20 protein-coding genes are annotated in these 17,244 nt (G+C 44.7%); 3 read left to right on the forward strand and 17 right to left on the reverse strand.

Annotation, left to right across the window (positions count from 1 at the left end; translation table 11 throughout):
- Positions 1-21: 21 nt before the first annotated feature.
- Genes QNH15_RS23030 through QNH15_RS23040 form a run of 3 tightly spaced genes read right to left on the reverse strand, consistent with a single transcriptional unit; the run spans position 22 to position 3,701 of the window.
- Positions 22-1,086, reverse strand: a complete 1,065-nt coding sequence (locus QNH15_RS23030; RefSeq protein ID WP_283890830.1) for a Ger(x)C family spore germination protein — start codon at positions 1,084-1,086, stop codon at positions 22-24.
- Entirely contained in the window at positions 1,087-2,208 is a 1,122-nt protein-coding gene (locus QNH15_RS23035) for a GerAB/ArcD/ProY family transporter (RefSeq protein ID WP_283890832.1), read from the reverse strand.
- The gene (locus QNH15_RS23040) at positions 2,205-3,701 is read right to left on the reverse strand and encodes a spore germination protein (RefSeq protein WP_430667108.1); all 1,497 of its coding nucleotides are present in this window, start codon (positions 3,699-3,701) and stop codon (positions 2,205-2,207) included. The genes QNH15_RS23035 and QNH15_RS23040 overlap by 4 nt, the downstream gene beginning before the upstream one ends.
- Positions 3,702-3,872: 171 nt before the next feature.
- On the opposite strand from QNH15_RS23040, the gene QNH15_RS23045 reads away from it, so the two are divergent.
- On the forward strand, positions 3,873-4,967 hold the full coding sequence (locus tag QNH15_RS23045) for an L-dopachrome tautomerase-related protein (protein ID WP_283895736.1): 1,095 nt from the start codon (positions 3,873-3,875) through the stop codon (positions 4,965-4,967).
- A 264-nt stretch (positions 4,968-5,231) separates the two neighbouring features.
- Here QNH15_RS23045 and QNH15_RS23050 read toward each other — a convergent pair whose 3' ends face one another.
- From QNH15_RS23050 to QNH15_RS23070, 5 genes are read right to left on the reverse strand one after another with little or no spacing between them, the layout of a single operon-like run.
- A complete protein-coding gene (locus tag QNH15_RS23050; RefSeq protein ID WP_283890833.1) occupies positions 5,232-5,531 on the reverse strand; it encodes a spore coat protein in 300 nt (99 codons plus the stop codon).
- Complete coding sequence (locus QNH15_RS23055) at positions 5,528-5,743, reverse strand: hypothetical protein (RefSeq protein ID WP_265409856.1); 216 nt, start codon at positions 5,741-5,743, stop codon at positions 5,528-5,530. Before QNH15_RS23055 ends, QNH15_RS23050 begins: the two co-directional genes overlap by 4 nt.
- 15 nt (positions 5,744-5,758) lie before the next feature.
- Complete coding sequence (locus QNH15_RS23060) at positions 5,759-6,895, reverse strand: zinc-dependent alcohol dehydrogenase (RefSeq protein ID WP_283890835.1); 1,137 nt, start codon at positions 6,893-6,895, stop codon at positions 5,759-5,761.
- Positions 6,896-6,913: 18 nt separating this feature from the next.
- Positions 6,914-7,282 (reverse strand): spore coat protein, encoded by a 369-nt coding sequence (locus tag QNH15_RS23065; RefSeq protein WP_061975298.1) that lies wholly within the window; start codon positions 7,280-7,282, stop codon positions 6,914-6,916.
- The gene (locus QNH15_RS23070; protein WP_090234501.1) at positions 7,279-7,548 is read right to left on the reverse strand and encodes a spore gernimation protein GerQ; all 270 of its coding nucleotides are present in this window, start codon (positions 7,546-7,548) and stop codon (positions 7,279-7,281) included. Before QNH15_RS23070 ends, QNH15_RS23065 begins: the two co-directional genes overlap by 4 nt.
- Before the next feature lie 273 nt (positions 7,549-7,821).
- On the opposite strand from QNH15_RS23070, the gene QNH15_RS23075 reads away from it, so the two are divergent.
- The gene (locus QNH15_RS23075; RefSeq protein WP_283890839.1) at positions 7,822-8,385 is read left to right on the forward strand and encodes a helix-turn-helix domain-containing protein; all 564 of its coding nucleotides are present in this window, start codon (positions 7,822-7,824) and stop codon (positions 8,383-8,385) included.
- Between the two features lie 52 nt (positions 8,386-8,437).
- Here QNH15_RS23075 and QNH15_RS23080 read toward each other — a convergent pair whose 3' ends face one another.
- The 4 genes from QNH15_RS23080 to fdhF are packed head-to-tail and all read right to left on the reverse strand — an operon-like array spanning position 8,438 to position 12,278.
- Positions 8,438-8,569: a hypothetical protein gene (locus tag QNH15_RS23080; protein WP_276203876.1), complete on the reverse strand. Its 132-nt coding sequence runs from the start codon at positions 8,567-8,569 to the stop codon at positions 8,438-8,440.
- 27 nt (positions 8,570-8,596) lie between these two features.
- Positions 8,597-8,815, reverse strand: a complete 219-nt coding sequence (locus QNH15_RS23085; protein ID WP_283890841.1) for a heavy-metal-associated domain-containing protein — start codon at positions 8,813-8,815, stop codon at positions 8,597-8,599.
- A gap of 15 nt (positions 8,816-8,830) precedes the next feature.
- A complete protein-coding gene (locus QNH15_RS23090) occupies positions 8,831-9,328 on the reverse strand; it encodes a helical membrane plugin domain-containing protein (protein WP_283890843.1) in 498 nt (165 codons plus the stop codon).
- Entirely contained in the window at positions 9,303-12,278 is a 2,976-nt protein-coding gene (gene fdhF, locus QNH15_RS23095; RefSeq protein ID WP_283890844.1) for a formate dehydrogenase subunit alpha, read from the reverse strand. Before fdhF ends, QNH15_RS23090 begins: the two co-directional genes overlap by 26 nt.
- A 144-nt stretch (positions 12,279-12,422) precedes the next feature.
- Between fdhF and QNH15_RS23100 the strand changes: the two genes are divergently transcribed.
- The gene (locus tag QNH15_RS23100; RefSeq protein ID WP_283890845.1) at positions 12,423-12,641 is read left to right on the forward strand and encodes a hypothetical protein; all 219 of its coding nucleotides are present in this window, start codon (positions 12,423-12,425) and stop codon (positions 12,639-12,641) included.
- A 52-nt stretch (positions 12,642-12,693) separates the two neighbouring features.
- Here QNH15_RS23100 and QNH15_RS23105 read toward each other — a convergent pair whose 3' ends face one another.
- From QNH15_RS23105 to QNH15_RS23125, 5 genes are all read right to left on the reverse strand, one after another.
- Entirely contained in the window at positions 12,694-13,920 is a 1,227-nt protein-coding gene (locus QNH15_RS23105; RefSeq protein WP_283890847.1) for a CynX/NimT family MFS transporter, read from the reverse strand.
- Positions 13,921-14,130: 210 nt separating this feature from the next.
- Positions 14,131-14,586, reverse strand: a complete 456-nt coding sequence (locus QNH15_RS23110; protein ID WP_283890849.1) for a hypothetical protein — start codon at positions 14,584-14,586, stop codon at positions 14,131-14,133.
- A gap of 273 nt (positions 14,587-14,859) precedes the next feature.
- Positions 14,860-15,531 carry a GNAT family N-acetyltransferase gene (locus QNH15_RS23115; RefSeq protein ID WP_283890851.1) on the reverse strand — a complete coding sequence of 224 codons (672 nt, stop codon included), beginning with the start codon at positions 15,529-15,531 and terminating at the stop codon, positions 14,860-14,862.
- A 109-nt stretch (positions 15,532-15,640) separates the two neighbouring features.
- Positions 15,641-16,285, reverse strand: a complete 645-nt coding sequence (locus tag QNH15_RS23120; protein WP_430667183.1) for an ABC transporter permease — start codon at positions 16,283-16,285, stop codon at positions 15,641-15,643.
- A 44-nt stretch (positions 16,286-16,329) separates the two neighbouring features.
- On the reverse strand, positions 16,330-17,244 hold the full coding sequence (locus tag QNH15_RS23125) for an osmoprotectant ABC transporter substrate-binding protein (RefSeq protein WP_283890855.1): 915 nt from the start codon (positions 17,242-17,244) through the stop codon (positions 16,330-16,332).

Below are 17,244 nucleotides of genomic sequence, written 5' to 3' on the forward strand. Positions count from 1 at the left end.
GCAAACACCAGCTCCTTTTAATTACAAACTTAGCGGTTCTATTTTCACCGAGTATTTCACATGAACCTTCATTTTTTCATAATGGTCCAGCCATACCCTTCTTGTCATTGGATGAACCAAGGGAGAGAGCGTATGGGCTCCCACTTCCAGCGGTTCTATCTTTAACCTTTGTGTTTCCTTTACAAGCCCCGCGGTTTCCCGTTGTAAATAAGACTCGATATCATGGGTCATCCTGTTCATTTCACTTCGACTGAGTAAGTTTAGGTGTCCTCGGTATTCATCGATTCTTCCCTTTATCAAAACATGAATGTTTAACGTTTTGAATTGATCATCGACCTGCATATGAACCTTGGAGCGTACCTGGCCCAAGGAAACCTTTAGATGCGGGATGGGAAGATTCTTTAAATAATGGTCATTGGCAATGAGCTGAAACATTTGGTCTTCCCTTTTATTAATGGAACCGACATACTTATTTTCATTAAATAAAGCCGTTCCATCATACGTAAAATTATCTTTGTCTGCCTTGAATATCGGAAGCACTGGATCGGAATAAGGAGAATAGACCCTTTCCATAAAATCATGCAAATTGACGATGCTCATTTCTCCTTGATTTCTTCTTTCGTAATGCCGAAACATCCGATAAAGGTAATAATCCAGGTTCTTCTGCACTTTCCTTTCCTCTTCTAAAAAATCTTCAAAGCTCCCTCTGACCAGTACAAGAAAAAGGCGCGGAGATACATCTGGATCTGAGAGGATCGTATCAATTAACGGGAGGATTTCTTTTTTTGCCAGCTTTTCATTAATGATCAGCATGCGAAGCTGGCCAAGCTTCAATTCCCGATAAAACTTCAGGTTGAATTCTTTTTTCCCCTGCTTTAATAAATCCACATTCAGTGTAAACAGCCTTTTTTTCTCATTAGTAACCGGAGGGACGAGGGTCGTAATTTCCAATTCGCCCCCTTCCCCTTGATTCAGGGACCAAAAGGTGACCGGAGCAATCTCCTCAACCGTATTGTCTTCAACAAAAGGTGAGGAACAGCCTGAAAAAACGAGGAGGATACAAATGATGGACAAGAAAATCTTCATCTATGACTGCCTCCTCTTCCATCTCATCGCAATGGCAAGTACAGAAGGAACCAATAGGTAGGTTATTGCACCCAGCCATAGCTGCAGTGTTACCCACACATTTAATTCCTGTCCTTCCCTCCAGTACCAGCCATTAATGACCAGCATACAGATAAAAACGGCAATTACACTTCCTAAAAAGCCCTTGCGATTCGTCTTGATGTTTATTCTCCCTGCCACGATTCTTATTGCTCCATACAAACATAATAAAAAAAGGGCAATCAAATAGAGAAAATAGATCATGTTTAGAGAAATTAATATAAGATCCACCCTTTCAAAACCAGGTGACTGCAGGTAGCGGATCATGTTCACAACCGGGAAACTAATCTTCTCCAAATAGGGTGAACCATAATAGAGAAGACACGCCCCAAACAGAACAAGGTATTCAAAGACTGAGAGTGCATTGCCTATACTCATTCCCCTTAAAATCTTTTCCTTAGGACCGATCCAGGGGCCCAGGCAAACTAAATATTCAGGTCCGGAGAGGGCAGACCAAACCATCAGCAGTCCGTACCATGAATGAAGTGAAACCTCCCCCGGCACCAACGGATACAAATGATGAGTTTCGGCAATGGGCGGCAAGAAATATGGAATATAGACAAGAATCACCCAGATTGTGGCCAAAAAACCGATGATGGACAAACGAATCGTTTTCTCCATCCCTTGAGAAGCGATATAAAACCCGGATGCCATCAAGACGAAAATAAGCCAGCTCGTCTTCATCGAGGGAAACATAAATTGGTGGACAATTTCGACATACCCCAAAGTGGTCACGGTCACTTTAATTAAAATGAAAAAAATCCCCAGAAGTGCAAAGAATCGGACAATCTTTTCGCTAAATAATTGGACAAAGCCGCGATAACCCAGAACAAAATAATTCGATGTTAAATATTTGGCCAGAATCAAAAGGTTGATCTGCGAAAGAACACCCACTCCAAGGATCCCTGCCATCATATAAGGATGGACCAAATGTTTGGGCAAAATTAATACGTAGTACAGCATTTGCATCCGGTTCACCATGGCAAAGATATAACCACTTCCCATAACAGCAGTTCTATCAAACAAGCGAAATCTGCTGCTCATTCGCTCCCCTCCTCTTTTGAAACCCGCCATTTTTTCACCGTCTTCAAATATTCCGGCCGCAGCTTATCCCATGGCAATGGTGCGCGAACAAAAAGATCTTTCCAATCTCTCCAGTAAAGCGGAGCAACCGGTGCAAAATATGGCTGTTTTAAGGAAGAAAGACCATTCAGATGAGCGAGCAGGAGGATCAATCCAAAGGCAATTCCCAAGATCCCAAAAAATGATGCAAGAATAAGAATTAAAAATTGAAGGATGGTAGTTGCTTTTGTGACTAAATAATTCGGCACTAAAAAGCTTGCAATTGCCGAGATTCCCACAAGAACAATCAGCACCTTGCTGGCAAATCCCGCATCAACAGCAGCTTGTCCGATGACAATACCGCCAATAACTCCAATGGTCTGGCTCGTTTTTGTCGGCATCCGTAAACTCGCTTCTTTAATAATTTCAATGATAACCAACATGATCAGTGATTCCCAAAATGGGCTGAACGGCAGTTTGGTCCGTGATTCCATGAGTACATACAGAATCTGGAGCGGAATCATCTGATAATGATGAGTGGTTAATGCCACATAAAGAGGAATCAAAGTGATGGCTATAAAAAAACTTAAATAACGAAGGGTTCGTAAAAAACTGGCAATCACCCAGCGATGAACATAATCTTCTGGAGATTGAAACAGATGAAAAAAGGTAATGGGGGCGATGAGTGCAAAAGGTGTATCATTCAGCAGAATAACAATCTTGCCAAGCCCCAGTGAATAGGCGCACGAGTCCGGACGATCCGTCTGCATAAACTGTGGAAACAAACTGTGCGTATGATCATCCATAAAAGCGGAAAGATTGGAGGACTCCAAAATCATGTCAAAGTTCACTTTTGAAATATCTTTTCGTGCAATTTCGACGATATCAGGATTAGCAATTCCTTCCATATACAGCAGCTGAACCTGGGTTTTGGTATTCGAACCTGCCTGGAACTTTTCTGCTTTTAGCTCCGTAACGGGCAGACGCCGCCGAATCATGAACACATTCTGCTCAATCCTTTCCGTAAAGCTGTCTTTGGGCCCGTACATTATCGTCTCAGTATCCGAATTTTCGATCGCTCGGCTGAGCGAATTCTCCAGTTTTACCGCCCACCATTCACTATTCTCATGATCATGGATGAGAACAGCACCAAACAGCATGTATTCTTTCGCTTCTTCCATTGAATGGATTCTTAAAACGCTGCAGGTGGATATACATTGAATAAACGCCTGATCCTCACTCTGAAGAAGAGGCTCAATAATGGCTTCGTTCAGCCTCTCCCTGTCGATCAGCGTTTGTATGTATACAAGCGAAAAAGAAGCCCCGTTGTTTGTTTGCCGCTGCACGATTTTAGCATCATCCATTTTCGCAGTTGCCTGTTTTAATAAATCGAGCGTTACAGCTTCACTCATCATTCCGTTCTTCTCTTCTTTATTTTGCTCATTGGCTGCTTTCCTTTTCCTTTTACGGAACATCAATACCTACCACCTGACCGAATACCTTGATAGTTTCTGCATTTATTATGTACAAGTGAAAAGATTTTAACCAAAGAAAAAAGCAAGCGCTCCGCCCATGTTCTTTGCCATGCACAAGAAAAACTGCCGGTCATATATAGGTAATATCGGTTCAAATCGATGAGGGAGATGATGAATTTTATGCTGCCTATGGAAAAATATTTCGGTAAGTTTGAACTCGTTTATTCATTTTATGGGGCTATGCCTACTGGCGTTACCGTGTCAGAAACCGGGCGTATTTTCGTTTGCTTTCCGAAATGGGGAGATGACGTGAAATTTACGGTGGCTGAAATTGCGGGTGATCAATTACAGCCTTATCCAAATTTGGCAGCAAATTTGGATAACCCAACAAACGTTGCGATGTCATTTATCAGTGTCCAAAGTGTAGTGGCTGATGGAAGGGGAACACTTTGGGTTTTGGATACAGCAGCACCCAATTTTTCTGAACCGATTAAAGGGGGAGCAAAACTGGTCGCTGTTGATTTAAAAACAAATACAATCAGAAATGTGTATACCTTTACAGAAGAAGTCATCCTGCCAACCACATATTTGAATGATGTTCGCTTTGATTTTCGCGCAGGAAAAGCCGGTTATGCCTATATCACAGATTCATCCTCCAAAGGTCCAGGAGCGATCATTGTTGTGGATTTAGAAACCGGAAACGCATTCAGACGGTTAAGTGGCACCCCACCTACATCACCCGATCCCTATTTCTTGCCAAAAGTAGAAGGTAAAATACTGATGAACCGCAATAAAGACGGCTCCATTTCTCCCTTTCGACTGGCGTCTGACGGTATCGCGATCTCTGTGGATGGAAAGACATTATTTTTTTGTCCATTAACCAGCCGTCATCTGTTCTCCATTTCAACAGAAGCCCTGAGAGACAGAACGATACCGGAGAAGGACTTACTTTCCCGGGTGGAGTATTTGGGGGAAAAAGGGGCATCTGACGGAATGATTACCGGGGCAAAAGGAAACGTCTATGCAGGGGATTATGAAAACAACAGCATACGAAAGATCATGCCGAACGGAAACATGGAAACCATTGCACATGACCCGAGGCTTTTATGGCCGGATACGTTTTCGATTGGACCGGATCAATACTTATATGTGATTGTGAACCAATTACACCGGCAGGCCAGGTTTCATTATGGAAGGGATCTGCGGGAAAAGCCGTATAGTTTGCTTCGCATGAACATAGATGAATTGCCTGCTCCTGCATACTGACAATAAATAAGGGGCTGTCCAAGAAGTCTGGAAGTCGTTGATTTTCGTTCCAGGCCGCTCGCTTTCCGCAGGGCGGGCGGTGAGCCTTACCGGCGTGAACGCCTACCTTTTGGCGCAAGCACCTTCGGGAGTCTCACCTGTCCCGCTAGTCCTGCAGGAGTCTCGCACCTTCCACTACAATCAACTTTTCCACGAAGTTTTTTCGTGCAAAAAGGGGTGCCTGAAGGTCATTTTTTGACTTTTCAGACAGCCCCTTTACATCATCTATAGTGTTGGCAAATTCAAAGCGGTATTCATATTTGTCAAATTCAATTGGATCTGCTCGTTCGTATCCCAAGCATGATACCATCCTTTTTCCGCCATATAACCGGAAATTTGTTCATGCATCTCTATGGCTTCCTCCAAATGCCGGGTTAACATTTCTTTGATTTCAGGTGTTCCGGCTTCTGTGGCAGCCATCGCGTAATTTCTGACACCGCTTTTTGCCGCAATCAATAAATCCATCGCAACAACCTGGTCGGAAATGGCATCCATTCCTGTTAAGTTTTCAATGATTGAATTCAATTTAACTCAGCTCCTAACGATTGCTTTGCATTGGATAAAACAGAGGTATATTCGTTCAACTGACTGGTGGAAAGATCAATGTCTTGCTGCATCATTTCTTTTAGCCTTGGGTCACTGACCAGTGCTTTCATCGTTTTGGACTTGGTTAAACAATTTGTTTTAAAAGCGGCCATTTCTTGAACCTCAAGTACTTCGTGCAGAGCATAGTTCATTTTCAATCCTCCTTCCTAAGGCTTCAGGACGACTTTTATGCAATCATCCGTTTTGGTATCAAAAATTTCATAACCGCGCTTCGCTTCACTGAGCGGAAGGACATGGCTGACCACATCTCCCGGATCGATCTTTCCTGTAGAAACGAGTTCAAACATATAAGGCATATAGTGAATAACAGGTGCTTGTCCGGAGCGGATATTGACATTGCGATTCATAATATCTCCAAATGGAAAACCGTTGTATTTTCCCGCATAAACGCCGGTCACCTGGATATTGCCGCCTTTTCGGACAGCCTGGGTCGCCATGATAAAGGCACCTAATGCACCACTGTGAAGTTTTAACCCACTGGCAAGAAACTCCATATCTGTCATTTTTCCGTCCATACCAACCGCATCAATGACTACATCCGCACCGCCCTTGGTAATTTCCTTCAGGTATTCTCCACAATTTTTATGATCCTCAAAGTTCACAATTTCAACCTTGTTTGTCCGTTTCGCATGCTGCAGGCGGTAATTGACATAATCAACGGCAATCACGCGCTTCGCCCCTTTTAGCCAGCAAAACTTTTGTGCAAAAAGTCCCACGGGACCGCATCCCAAAACGATAACGGTATCCCCGTCCTTTACGCCCGCATTATCGACACTCCAAAAACCAGTGGTCATCGCATCCGCAATAACCGCTAACTTTTCATCAGGTTCCTCGCAGGTCTCCGGGATTTTAAAATGAGTAAAGTTGGCAAAAGGAACTCTCAAATATTCCGCTTGCCCGCCTGGGTAACCGCCAGTTGTACCGGAATAGCCGAAATAGGCTCCCATATCTCCATTATCATTTGAATTGTCGCATTGACTTTCCAAATTGTCCTTACAGAAACGGCATTCACCGCATGCGATGTTAAATGGAATGATGACACGGTCTCCCTTTTTTACTTTAGTCACTTCAGGGCCAACCTCTTCAACGATTCCCATCGGTTCATGTCCAATGACATAGTTCTCTTGCAGGTTAGGGATCATGCCATGAATTAAATGCAGATCAGAACCGCATATTGCTGTACTGGTTACTTTGATGATCATGTCATCCGGTTTTTCAATCTTAGGGTCTGGCACTTCTTTCACAACAACATTTTTTATCCCTTGATACGTTACCGCCTTCATACTATATAACCTCCAGTGTCAATGTTCATCAGGTGTCCGATCGAACAAGCCCTTTCGATTGGTCTCAACAGGAAACAGGTTCATTTTGCCGATTTTCATCGTATTGTTGGCCGATAGCTGGTCCAATTGGTACTGTTCCGTTAATTCGTAAGGATGGAACCATTTTTTCTTGATCATCAATTCAGATATTTCCTGATGCATCGCTATGCCCTGCATCAATTGTTTTCTTAATGTGGCACGGACATCAGGTGATGCGGATTCGGTTAATGCTACAGCTATGTTGCGAACACCTTCTTTGGCACGAAGAAGAAAGTCCATGGCAAAGGTAGTGTCTGCCATCTCAGGCATATGCAGCGAGTTTATCGGGTCCAAATAATCATTATTCAATGGATGGTACCTTCCTTTCCATCAATGATGGGAGTGGGGCGATTTTGAGGAACAGGAGCTTGAAAAGGTGCTCGTTCATAGAGGGACTGCAATTCAGTCAGATCTTGTATTGATTGTTCAACATCTTTTTTCATTAAATTCCTAAGATCATCATCAAAAACCAGTCCTTGCATTAATTTAGACTTGGCGATACAAAGCGTTTTAAAGTTAATGGCCTCATGTAAGTCCAAAGACTCGTGGGCAGCTAATACTTTCTGTTGATCCATTTTGATACCCCTCCTTTTTATCGTAAATACAATGGTATTGTTCCAAACATAGGATGAAGTATGCTTTACAATAATTCCTACAAAGACCAATCAATTACAAGAATAGAGTAAACCCAGCCTGAAGAACCGCTTTATCATCTGAAACATAGAGATAAAGTGATTTTTTCCTTTTTTGACCAAAATTTATCATGAATTCACATTATTAGTATTGATTTGATTTCATCCAGGTTTATAATCATAGAAAAAAGAGAAGAAAAGTTTCAGGTGGTCACAATGAGAAAATGGTTATTACAATTACGACAGCAAAAAAACATGTCTCAGGGAAAAGTCGCATCCGCTGCTTTTATCGACAGGAGCTATTACTCCCAAATTGAATGGGGAAAAAGGGTTCCGAGCCAGGAAGTCGCCAGAAGAATAGCCGAAGTACTAAACTTTGATACGGCACGGTTTTACTCGAACTATTTTAATGAACCTTTTAATGAAGTCTTATCCTCCTCACCTGTATCCATTGCCCACTGCGATTTGCAGCTCCGGTACACATGGGCCTTTAATCCTCCGTCTGATTACGATGCGCCCAATTTTCTACTGGGAAAGAGAGATGATGAATTAATCGATCATGCAGGCTCCAAAGAATTTATGGCATTGAAGTATAAAATCATTAAAACGGACCAGCCCCAGCGCAAGCTTATTCATTATGACATGTCCGATGGCATTCATATGTATGACATTTTTGGAAAACCAATATATTCAATGGAGGGAAAATTGACGGGCGCCAGTTTTGTTTGCACAGACCTTACTGCCATAAAGCAACAACTCCTTCAGAATAGATCCGATTAGAGGAAAAAGGAAAAACAGGTGACCCTTATTCCGGTTCACCTGTTTTTCCTTTTTAAACATGATCTAATCCATCGAACTTGCGGTCATTTTGGCAGCTTTCACAGAGATGAAGAATTTTCGGGGAATCGCCTGCTTCGTGGTTTTCGAGCGGCTCTTCCAATCCGCAGATTTCACATTTTTTCATGCGTTTGTTCTCCTTTTTTCATCTGAATCACTGAAGACCATCCTCCACAACATAGCCTCTCTCATGGATGGCCTGAAGAAAATCCTCATAGGACGCCATACTTGGGTCGAAGCTGATGCTTGCTTCTCCCCGGCTGATGTTGACATCAACCTGCCCAATACCCCATACATGCTGAAGTGCATTTGAAATGGTATCGGCATCCTGCTCATTTTCAAGCCCTTTAATTTTGATGATTTTTGCTTCCAATGCGCGTTTCATCCTTTATTTCTTGTGTCTTGGTACTTCATTTATGCCTTCGCCCATGCCCTGCAAAAACTCCATCATCATGGCCATCGTGGCTCTCGTTTCAGGAGTGCGCATGCTTTTTCCCAGTTGCCAGAGACTTGGGGTATCCTCTTTTTCTGCAGAATCGGCCGCTCTCTCAAGCCCCTTACTCATCCCGGAAAGCATCGTTTTCAATTGATCCGGATGGATGGTACCGAGAAAATTAAAGGCGTTTATTCCGTTTTTAATCGTTTTGTGTATTTCAGGCTTGTTAATTTGCTGAATTGCGATTACTCCAACATCGTTACGTTTTTCAATAAGAGCGGATAAAGTATCCAGTGCCCCCATTTCATGAAGGTTTTTCACAATGCTAATCATGGTCAGAATCGCTTCGCTGTTGTCAGCCAGTTCCCGAACAATTCCTGCCACTGCTTCTGCCTGTTCTTCTTCCCGGGTGCGGGCTTCCTTTTTAATTTGCCTGATTGCTTTCGCCATATTCGTCCCCCCTTATCAACTCTTCAATCGGCGTGAAATCGTCACGCTTCCACTTGGCTTCCACGCGGACACTGATTTGTGGAATACGGTTCCCAAATCGGTGATTCACTTTTGGTAATGGAGGCTCTCCGGAAGTTTCGAGAACTTCCATCCTGACATCCATTTCCTTATATGCCGGTGTGTGAGTCATAATGTCGTGGTAGCTGCTCGTCAGCTTGTTAACCGCTTCAATGTCCTCAGAAGTGTTCATGGTCAGATATAGCTCATTGCCTTTCACCCGGTCGGTGACGATTACCCGGACCTCCACATGGCCATACGGGGAAGTCAGGCCAACGAGTGCCCCGTCCTCAAGCTCCCGTTCACGGGCAAGCTCTGGCGAGACTTCCACCCAAGGATGAGGAACTTTGTGTGTAAGCCCCTCTGAGCGGTACGTCATGTTTCCTTCATGGAAATGTTCAAGCAAACGGCCGTTATTTAAATGCAGGTCGAACTCTTCACCCGGCTTAAACGGCTCAGTCCATTCAACAGCAACCAGCTTCGCCTTGCCGTCAGGAAATGCAAACCTCTCCTTGTACAAGAGCGGAGAATCGGTACCATCTGCTGCTACCGGCCAAAGCTGGCTGTTCCATCCTTCCAGCCGATCATAGCTTACACCGGCAAAAAACTTGGCAAGACTGGCCGCCTCTTTCATAATTTCACCAGGATGTGTGTAGTTCCAATTGGCTCCCATGAGGTTAGCCAACTCCTGAAAGATTTCCCAATCCGGTTTCGACTGGCCAAGCGGCTCAAGCACCTTGTAAAAACGCTGGATGCGGCGTTCCGTGTTGACGAATGTACCGTCCTTCTCCAGACTTGGTGCTGCCGGTAAAACCACATCCGCAAATTGAGCGGTTTTACTGAAGAAAATGTCCTGCACCACAAAGAATTCCAGCTTTTCAAAGCCATCATCCACAAAATTCGAATTGGAATCCACGAGTGACATATCCTCACCGAACAAATAAAGTGCCTTTAACTTTCCTTTATGGATACCTTCCACCATTTGATGGTTATCCAGTCCCGGCTCTTCCGGAAGCTTGACGCCCCATGCTTTTTCATAGCGCTCGCGCACTTCTTTGTCCTGGACAGGCTCATAACCCGGCATCCAAGCAGGCATCGTGCCAAAATCACACGCCCCCTGAACGTTGTTGTGTCCTCTAAGCGGATACGCACCTGTTCCGGTTCGTCCGTAGTTTCCTGTCACGAGCAGCAAATTGGAGATTGCTGTACTCGTATCGGTCGCTCCCATATGCTGGGTGACACCCATTGCCCATAAGGCACAGACCGACTTTGCCTCATGAATCATGGTTGCCATCTGGATCAACGTTTCTTTGGATAATCCTGTTTTTTCCTCGGCGTATTCCAGTGTGAACTTATCCAATGATGACCGGTATTCTTCAAATCCATTGACCCGTTTCTCCAAAAATGTTTTGTCTTCCCATCCTTGATCAAGAATGTACTTTGTAACTGCTGATAGCCAAATCAAATCTGAACCCGGTTTGGGATGAACATGCAGATCAGCCCGCTCAGCCAGTTCATTTTTCCTCAGATCAACGACCATTAATTTTTGCCCGTGCAATTTATGGGAACGTTTAATTCGGGTAGCCAGAACAGGATGGGATTCTGCCGGATTGGCCCCAACAACCATGACCAGCTCAGATGCTGCAATATCCTTAATGGTTCCGGCATCACCGCCAATTCCAACGGTCCGCAACAGTCCTGCCGTTGCCGGAGACTGGCAGTATCGTGAGCAATTGTCCACATTGTTGGTTCCCATAATGGATCGCGCAAACTTTTGAAAAATATAATTCTCTTCATTCGAGCATTTGGAAGAGGCGATATAGCCGATGGAATGAGCACCATGCTCTTCCTTTATGCCTGTCAGCTTTTCCGCAATGAGTTTCAACGCTTCTTCCCAGGTAGCCTCAACAAACTCTTCTCCTTTTCGGATCAAAGGCTTCGTCAGACGGTTGTCACTGTTAACGAAATCCCAGCCCCATTTTCCTTTGACGCAGGTCGATATTCCGTTAACCGGAGCTTCTTCACTCGGTTCGATCTTCAGGATTTCCCGGCCCTTCGTCCAAACTTCAAAACTGCAGCCTACCCCACAGTATGTACACACTGTTTTTGTCCGGTTGATCCTGGCTTTCCGCATGGCTGCTTCCATTTCGGATATGGCGAAAATCTCCTTATACCCCGGCTCGACTTCCTTCGTAAGATCGATCATCGGTCCAAGCATGTTGGCCGGAATGCCTGTCAGATACCCCGCCTCTCCAAGCATCGATTTTTCCATTAGTGCATTACAGGGACAGACCGTGACACAATGGCCACAGGAAACACATGATGATTCATCGATCGGAACATCGTTATCCCAAATCACGCGTGGAGCTTCACGTTCCCAGTCGATGGTCAGCGTCTCATTCACTTGCAAATCCTGGCAGGCTTCCACACACCTTCCACACAAAATGCACTGATCCGGTTCATAGCGGTAAAAAGGGTGTGAGTTATCCGGCGGGTAAGGTTTCGCTTCAAATTTATATTTCTGATGCTCAATCTCCAGATATTCAGCCGTATTATGCACCACGCAGTTGCCGTTATTGTTATCGCAAACCGTGCAATAGAGCTCATGATTTTTTAAAATGCGGGACATCGCTTCGTACTGTGCATCCTTGACGGTTTTTGACAGTGAATCGACCTGCATCCCGGGTGTAGCCTTAGTGGAGCAAGCACGAACCAGTTCGCCTTCTACCTGCACAAAACAGGTATCACACGTTTGAATCGTACCAAGGTCAGGGTGATAACAAATGCTCGGAATCTCATAGTTCTGTGATTTGGCCACCTGCAGAATGGTTTGGCCTTCTGTAGCAGGAAATTCTTTTCCGTTGATTTGTATGGAAAAATGGTTGTCTTCCATTGAATAAATCAGCCTCCTTTTATTCCAATTTCGTTTCTTTTTAACAAGCATTGCCAAAACCGAAGGGAATTAAAATGGATTTGCATAGGAAAAGAAGAGATTGGTTAGGATTTTGATAGATGTGATAAAGGAGTGGATCAAAAAATGGAAAAGGAAAAATTACTTTCGCAAGTCACGGCGATGATTGTATCCTCAGCAAAAGTGCCGAAGCATATGGCGGTTTCACCAGTAAAAATGGCAGATTTGTATGGAGTCCAAGCAATCGAAGTGGAAAAGGGACTTGATGAATTAGTGGATGAAGGTAAGTTAAGAAGAGAGCAATTACAGGATTATCCGCACTATATGGTATATCTCCTGCCTTAAAAATCCATATAAAAAAACAGGCTGTTCGTGTTCAACAGCCTGTTTTCTTACGTTATAAAGCTTTTTTCTGAAGAACATCAGTATCTTTCTCAACGCTCACATACCGGTTGCTTCCCGCTCCCATGCCAACGAAAAAAAGTAGCACGCCGGCCACGACCAACACTGTAAGGGGAAGGGTCCAGCTATGGGTTTTATCATGCAAAAAGCCAAAAAGGGCCGGTCCAATCGCAGCCAGCAAATAACCGACCGATTGCGCCATTCCTGAAAGCTCTGCCGCCTGATGGGCATTTTGCGTCCGAAGCACAAAAAACATGGTCGCCAAGCCGAATCCTGAGCCGATGCCGATCCCAATCAAAATCACATAGAGAGGAGCGAGCCAGGTTATCCCGCTAAGAATGCCGGCATAGCCCAAGAGTAAAAAGAGGACCGTAAAGGCTACGAGTTTTCGCTGATCGGCGCTCCTGCCCGCCAAAACCGGAACGAAGAACGTTGGAAGCAGACTAGCAAATTGAGTCAGTGACAGCAGCCAGCCGGCTTTTGAAGGACTCAGTCCCTGCTGATGCAAAATGGCTGGAAGCCAAGTAATAATCGAATAAAAAACGGTGGACTGCAGCCCCATAAACAGCGTCACCTTCCAGGCAAGCCCTGAACCCCACATGGATGTGCCTTTTACAGAAGATATGGGAACATGCTTCATCCTTAGCTGAGGAAGCCAAACAAGAATGGAAACGAGCGAGATGAGTACCCAGCACACAAGCGCAAAGCGCCATCCATAGCCCAATCCTTTTGAAATGGGAATACTCACTCCGGAAGCAACGGCTGCCCACATGTTCATGGAAACCGAATAGGTTCCTGTCATCAACCCTACCTTGTTCGGGAACTCTCTTTTGATTAAACTCGGAAGCAGAACGTTGCAAACCGCTATGGCAACTCCAAGCAATACCGTCCCGCCAAACAATCCGGATGAGAGAGGAACAGACCGCAATAAAATACCTGCGCCCAGTAACAGCAATGCACCAAAGAGCGTGTGCTCCAGGCCGAATTTACGTGCCATTTTCGGCGCCAGTGGCGAGATCAACGCAAAAGCGAGCAGCGGCACTGTCGTCAGCATACCCGCGAGTGTGTTGGACATCCCTGTATTCTCCCTTATCATCTCGATGAGCGGCCCTACACAGGTTAATGGCGCTCTCAGATTAGCGCCGGCAAAGATAATACCCAAAATCAAAAGCCATCCAGCCGGCTTGGAAACAGACAACATATGAACGTGTTGATTTTTCATTCTATCTTTCCTCCAATAAGAAAAGGCCCGGCTCCTCAAATCCAATGGGGGGCCGTGGCACAATGTCATTAGTCTATTTGCATCAAAAACACTTATGTATTCGCCATAAGAGAATAGAGCTGAAAAAGTGTCATACCTATAGTATAACATAAAAAGCAGCCATCCTCTACGTCCGGACGAGAGGCGGCTGCTTTTACACGTTGTAGCTATTCAAAATACTTTCTGCTTTTTAAGAATCGTAAAATCCTTATCAACCAGCCAAACCTGGTGCACACGGCGCTCAGGATCAGCTTCTGTGCTGAAATGGTCAAGACTTACAGTGAAGAATCGCTCCACTTGTTCGTTATAGGACTCATTTTTCGATTGGATGATAAAGAAGGTTTCCTTTTTAGCCAGAACCGCCTGCGTATCCAGAACCGAATGGTATCGTTTCAAATCCCCAAAGGTATAGGACATGGAAGAGCGGAACTCCTCTTCGATATCCCGTTTCATCTGACTTTTCGCTTCCCGCTCCAGCTGCTTCGGATTAACACCGGCCACTATCAGGCCAGCCGGGGAAGTCCCATTATCTTCATATTTTGCAAAAAGCAGCTGATTGACTTTCATACCCGTACAAAGACCGGTTACGATAATAAACGCCATAAAAAAGAATAATCCCCGTTTCATACATCCCCTCCATTCTGGTTGCTCAAATCTCTTAATACAACCTATGTCAGGGTGAAGGGAATTAGTAGTGAAAATCTAGCAAAATTTTATGTTTCTATCAGTTCATGAAACAAAAAAAGTAACCACCCTGTCCGCGAAGACAACCTGAGGTGGTTACTTTTGCATAAAATCGGCCACCGCACTTGCCAATAGCTGTAGGAAGAACTCTGATGTTCCCGCATCAGGGTTCTTATTTATACTTATTATTTAGTTATTTATGTTACAAGCAAGGCCTCATCCCTTTTTTAAAAAGGGATTCCTCCACTCCATCAGCACTGCACAGTTCCTGGATTCTTCATCCTCCAGATAGTTTTCCACGACCTTGACAGGAACACGGCCGCAGCTCATGAGAAACGTAATGACCGGATCATGAAACTCTCCCTTCACAATCGATTCGAGATACGCCTGTGGTGTATGACTGCTGCATTTTTCATGATAGCCCGGCATTCTTCCTCCGCCAATCAGCCGCTCAAGCCCATGGTGAACCACAATCTCATACATGGAGTTCATCAGGCATTTGCCGATTCCAAGCTTTCTATAGGAAGGGCGCACACAAATATCAACTACATACAGTGAGTTACCGTCTGGCTGGTGATTTCGGATATACCCGCCGTCTGTCACCTCTTCCCAGGTATGGTCCGGATCATCCGGTTGAAAATGAACCAGGTGAGCGGTCATTGAACCGGCCATTCTTCCGTTGATTTCTGCACAAAGCGCTCCCTGGGGGAATAATTCCACGTGATTCCTCAATTGCTCATTTTTCCACCAAAGATCGGGAGGAAAAGGAGGCGGAAAGCTTTCCTGCTGAACCGCAATCAAATCATCAAAATCTTCTTTCCTGTAGTTTCGGATGACAGCAGAAATTGGCGTTTTACGGTCTAACACATAGAATTCTTTCCGGTACATGAGCGCCTCCTTCAATAATTTTAGAATTTTCCTACATTTATTATTATTGAAGGTGATGAAAAAGGCAACAAGAAAAGGGACTGTTCCCAGTCCCTTTGGTAAGGCCGCATCATGCAGCGGTATTCTGCTGCAGAGGTCTCTTCGTCTTTTTATTCGGTGATAATCGTTTCTCCAGCCATCCCATCATTACATCTGCCAGGACAGCCATTACTGCAGTGGGAATGGCTCCGGCGAGGATGATGGATGTGCCATCGGTTGCGTTGGTACCGCGAAGAATGATATCCCCTAATCCGCCGGCGCCAATAAATGTACCAATGGTGGCAATCCCGATGGTGATGACCAATGCGGTACGCAACCCAGCCATGATGACTGAAATCGCCAATGGGAGCTCTACCATCCGCAACACCTGAAATTTGGTCATGCCCATCGCTTTTCCTGACTCGAGCAAGGCATGGTCCACATTCCGGATTCCCGTATACGTGTTTTTAATAATAGGAAGCAGTGAATAGAGAAAGAGTGCAAATACCACCGTATTGGTGCCAAGCCCCATGACGAGCATCAGCACCGCCAGCATGGCCAGAGCAGGAATCGTTTGAATGACATTAGCCAATGAAATGACCCAGCCTGCAAGCCGGTGATAGCGCGCGATGAGAATGCCAACAGGAATCGCTACAATGGCAGCAAATAACACGCCGTAGGCCGACATGAGAAAATGCCGGTAAAATTGTTCCCAAACATAACTTCCATTCTGCATGTAATAGTTTATGATTTCATTGATCGTCTCCAATTTGGCACCTCCTATTCAAAATAGTTATGTTTCTCCAGGAATTCTTTTGCGATAATGGACGGTTCCTTCTTCTTTCCATCCGCTTCGAAATTCATCTTTTGCATCGTTTCCGTATCAATTTTTCCAGAGAGCTTTTCAAGCTTGCCTTTCAGTTCCGGATGTTCCTTCAGCACTTCATTCCGTGCAACCAGAGAACAATCATATGGCGGGAAAAACTGTTTATCGTCTTCAAGTACTTTTAAGTTATAAGATTTGATCCGTCCATCGGTTGTATAGGCGAGCACCACATCCATTTTACCTTTGGCTGCTGCCTGATAGACCAGGCCGATCTGCATCGGATAGGTTTTTCCAAACTCAAAACCGTATTTTTCCGTAAATCCTTTATAACCGTCTCCCTTTCGTTTTAACCAGGCGTTATCTACACCAAGTTTAAGATTCTGGGCATGTTTCTCCAAATCCGAGACGGTATGAAGATTCTCTTTCTCGGCAAGTTCCTTCGTAACGGTAAACGCATACGAATTGGCAAAACCATAAGAATCAAACCACGTTTGGTCGTATCTCTTTTGAAATTCCCGCTGAACCACTTTCAGGGCTTTCTTCGGATCTTTTACAGGTTCCATACCTAATGGCCCGGCCAGATCCGTTCCCGTATACCGTGTTGCCGTAATATCCACGTCACCGTTCATCATGGCCTGATGCTGAACGGTAGACGAACCAAGGTTATTGACCATATTGACTTTCAAATCACTGTCATGCTCAATCATGAGACGAACCATGTTCCCCATGATTTGAGATTCAGAAGTACCCAGGGTACCAATGGCAATCGTGTTTTTTGCCGGGCCGCTTAATCCTGGAAGAGAGCAGCCACTGAGGCATAGAACTGCCATAACGGCAGCGACTATAGTAAGCCGTTTTACGCTATTCAT

Origin of the sequence: Fictibacillus enclensis, assembly GCF_030123385.1 — a bacterium.
Lineage (GTDB): Bacteria > Bacillota > Bacilli > Bacillales > Fictibacillaceae > Fictibacillus_C > Fictibacillus_C enclensis.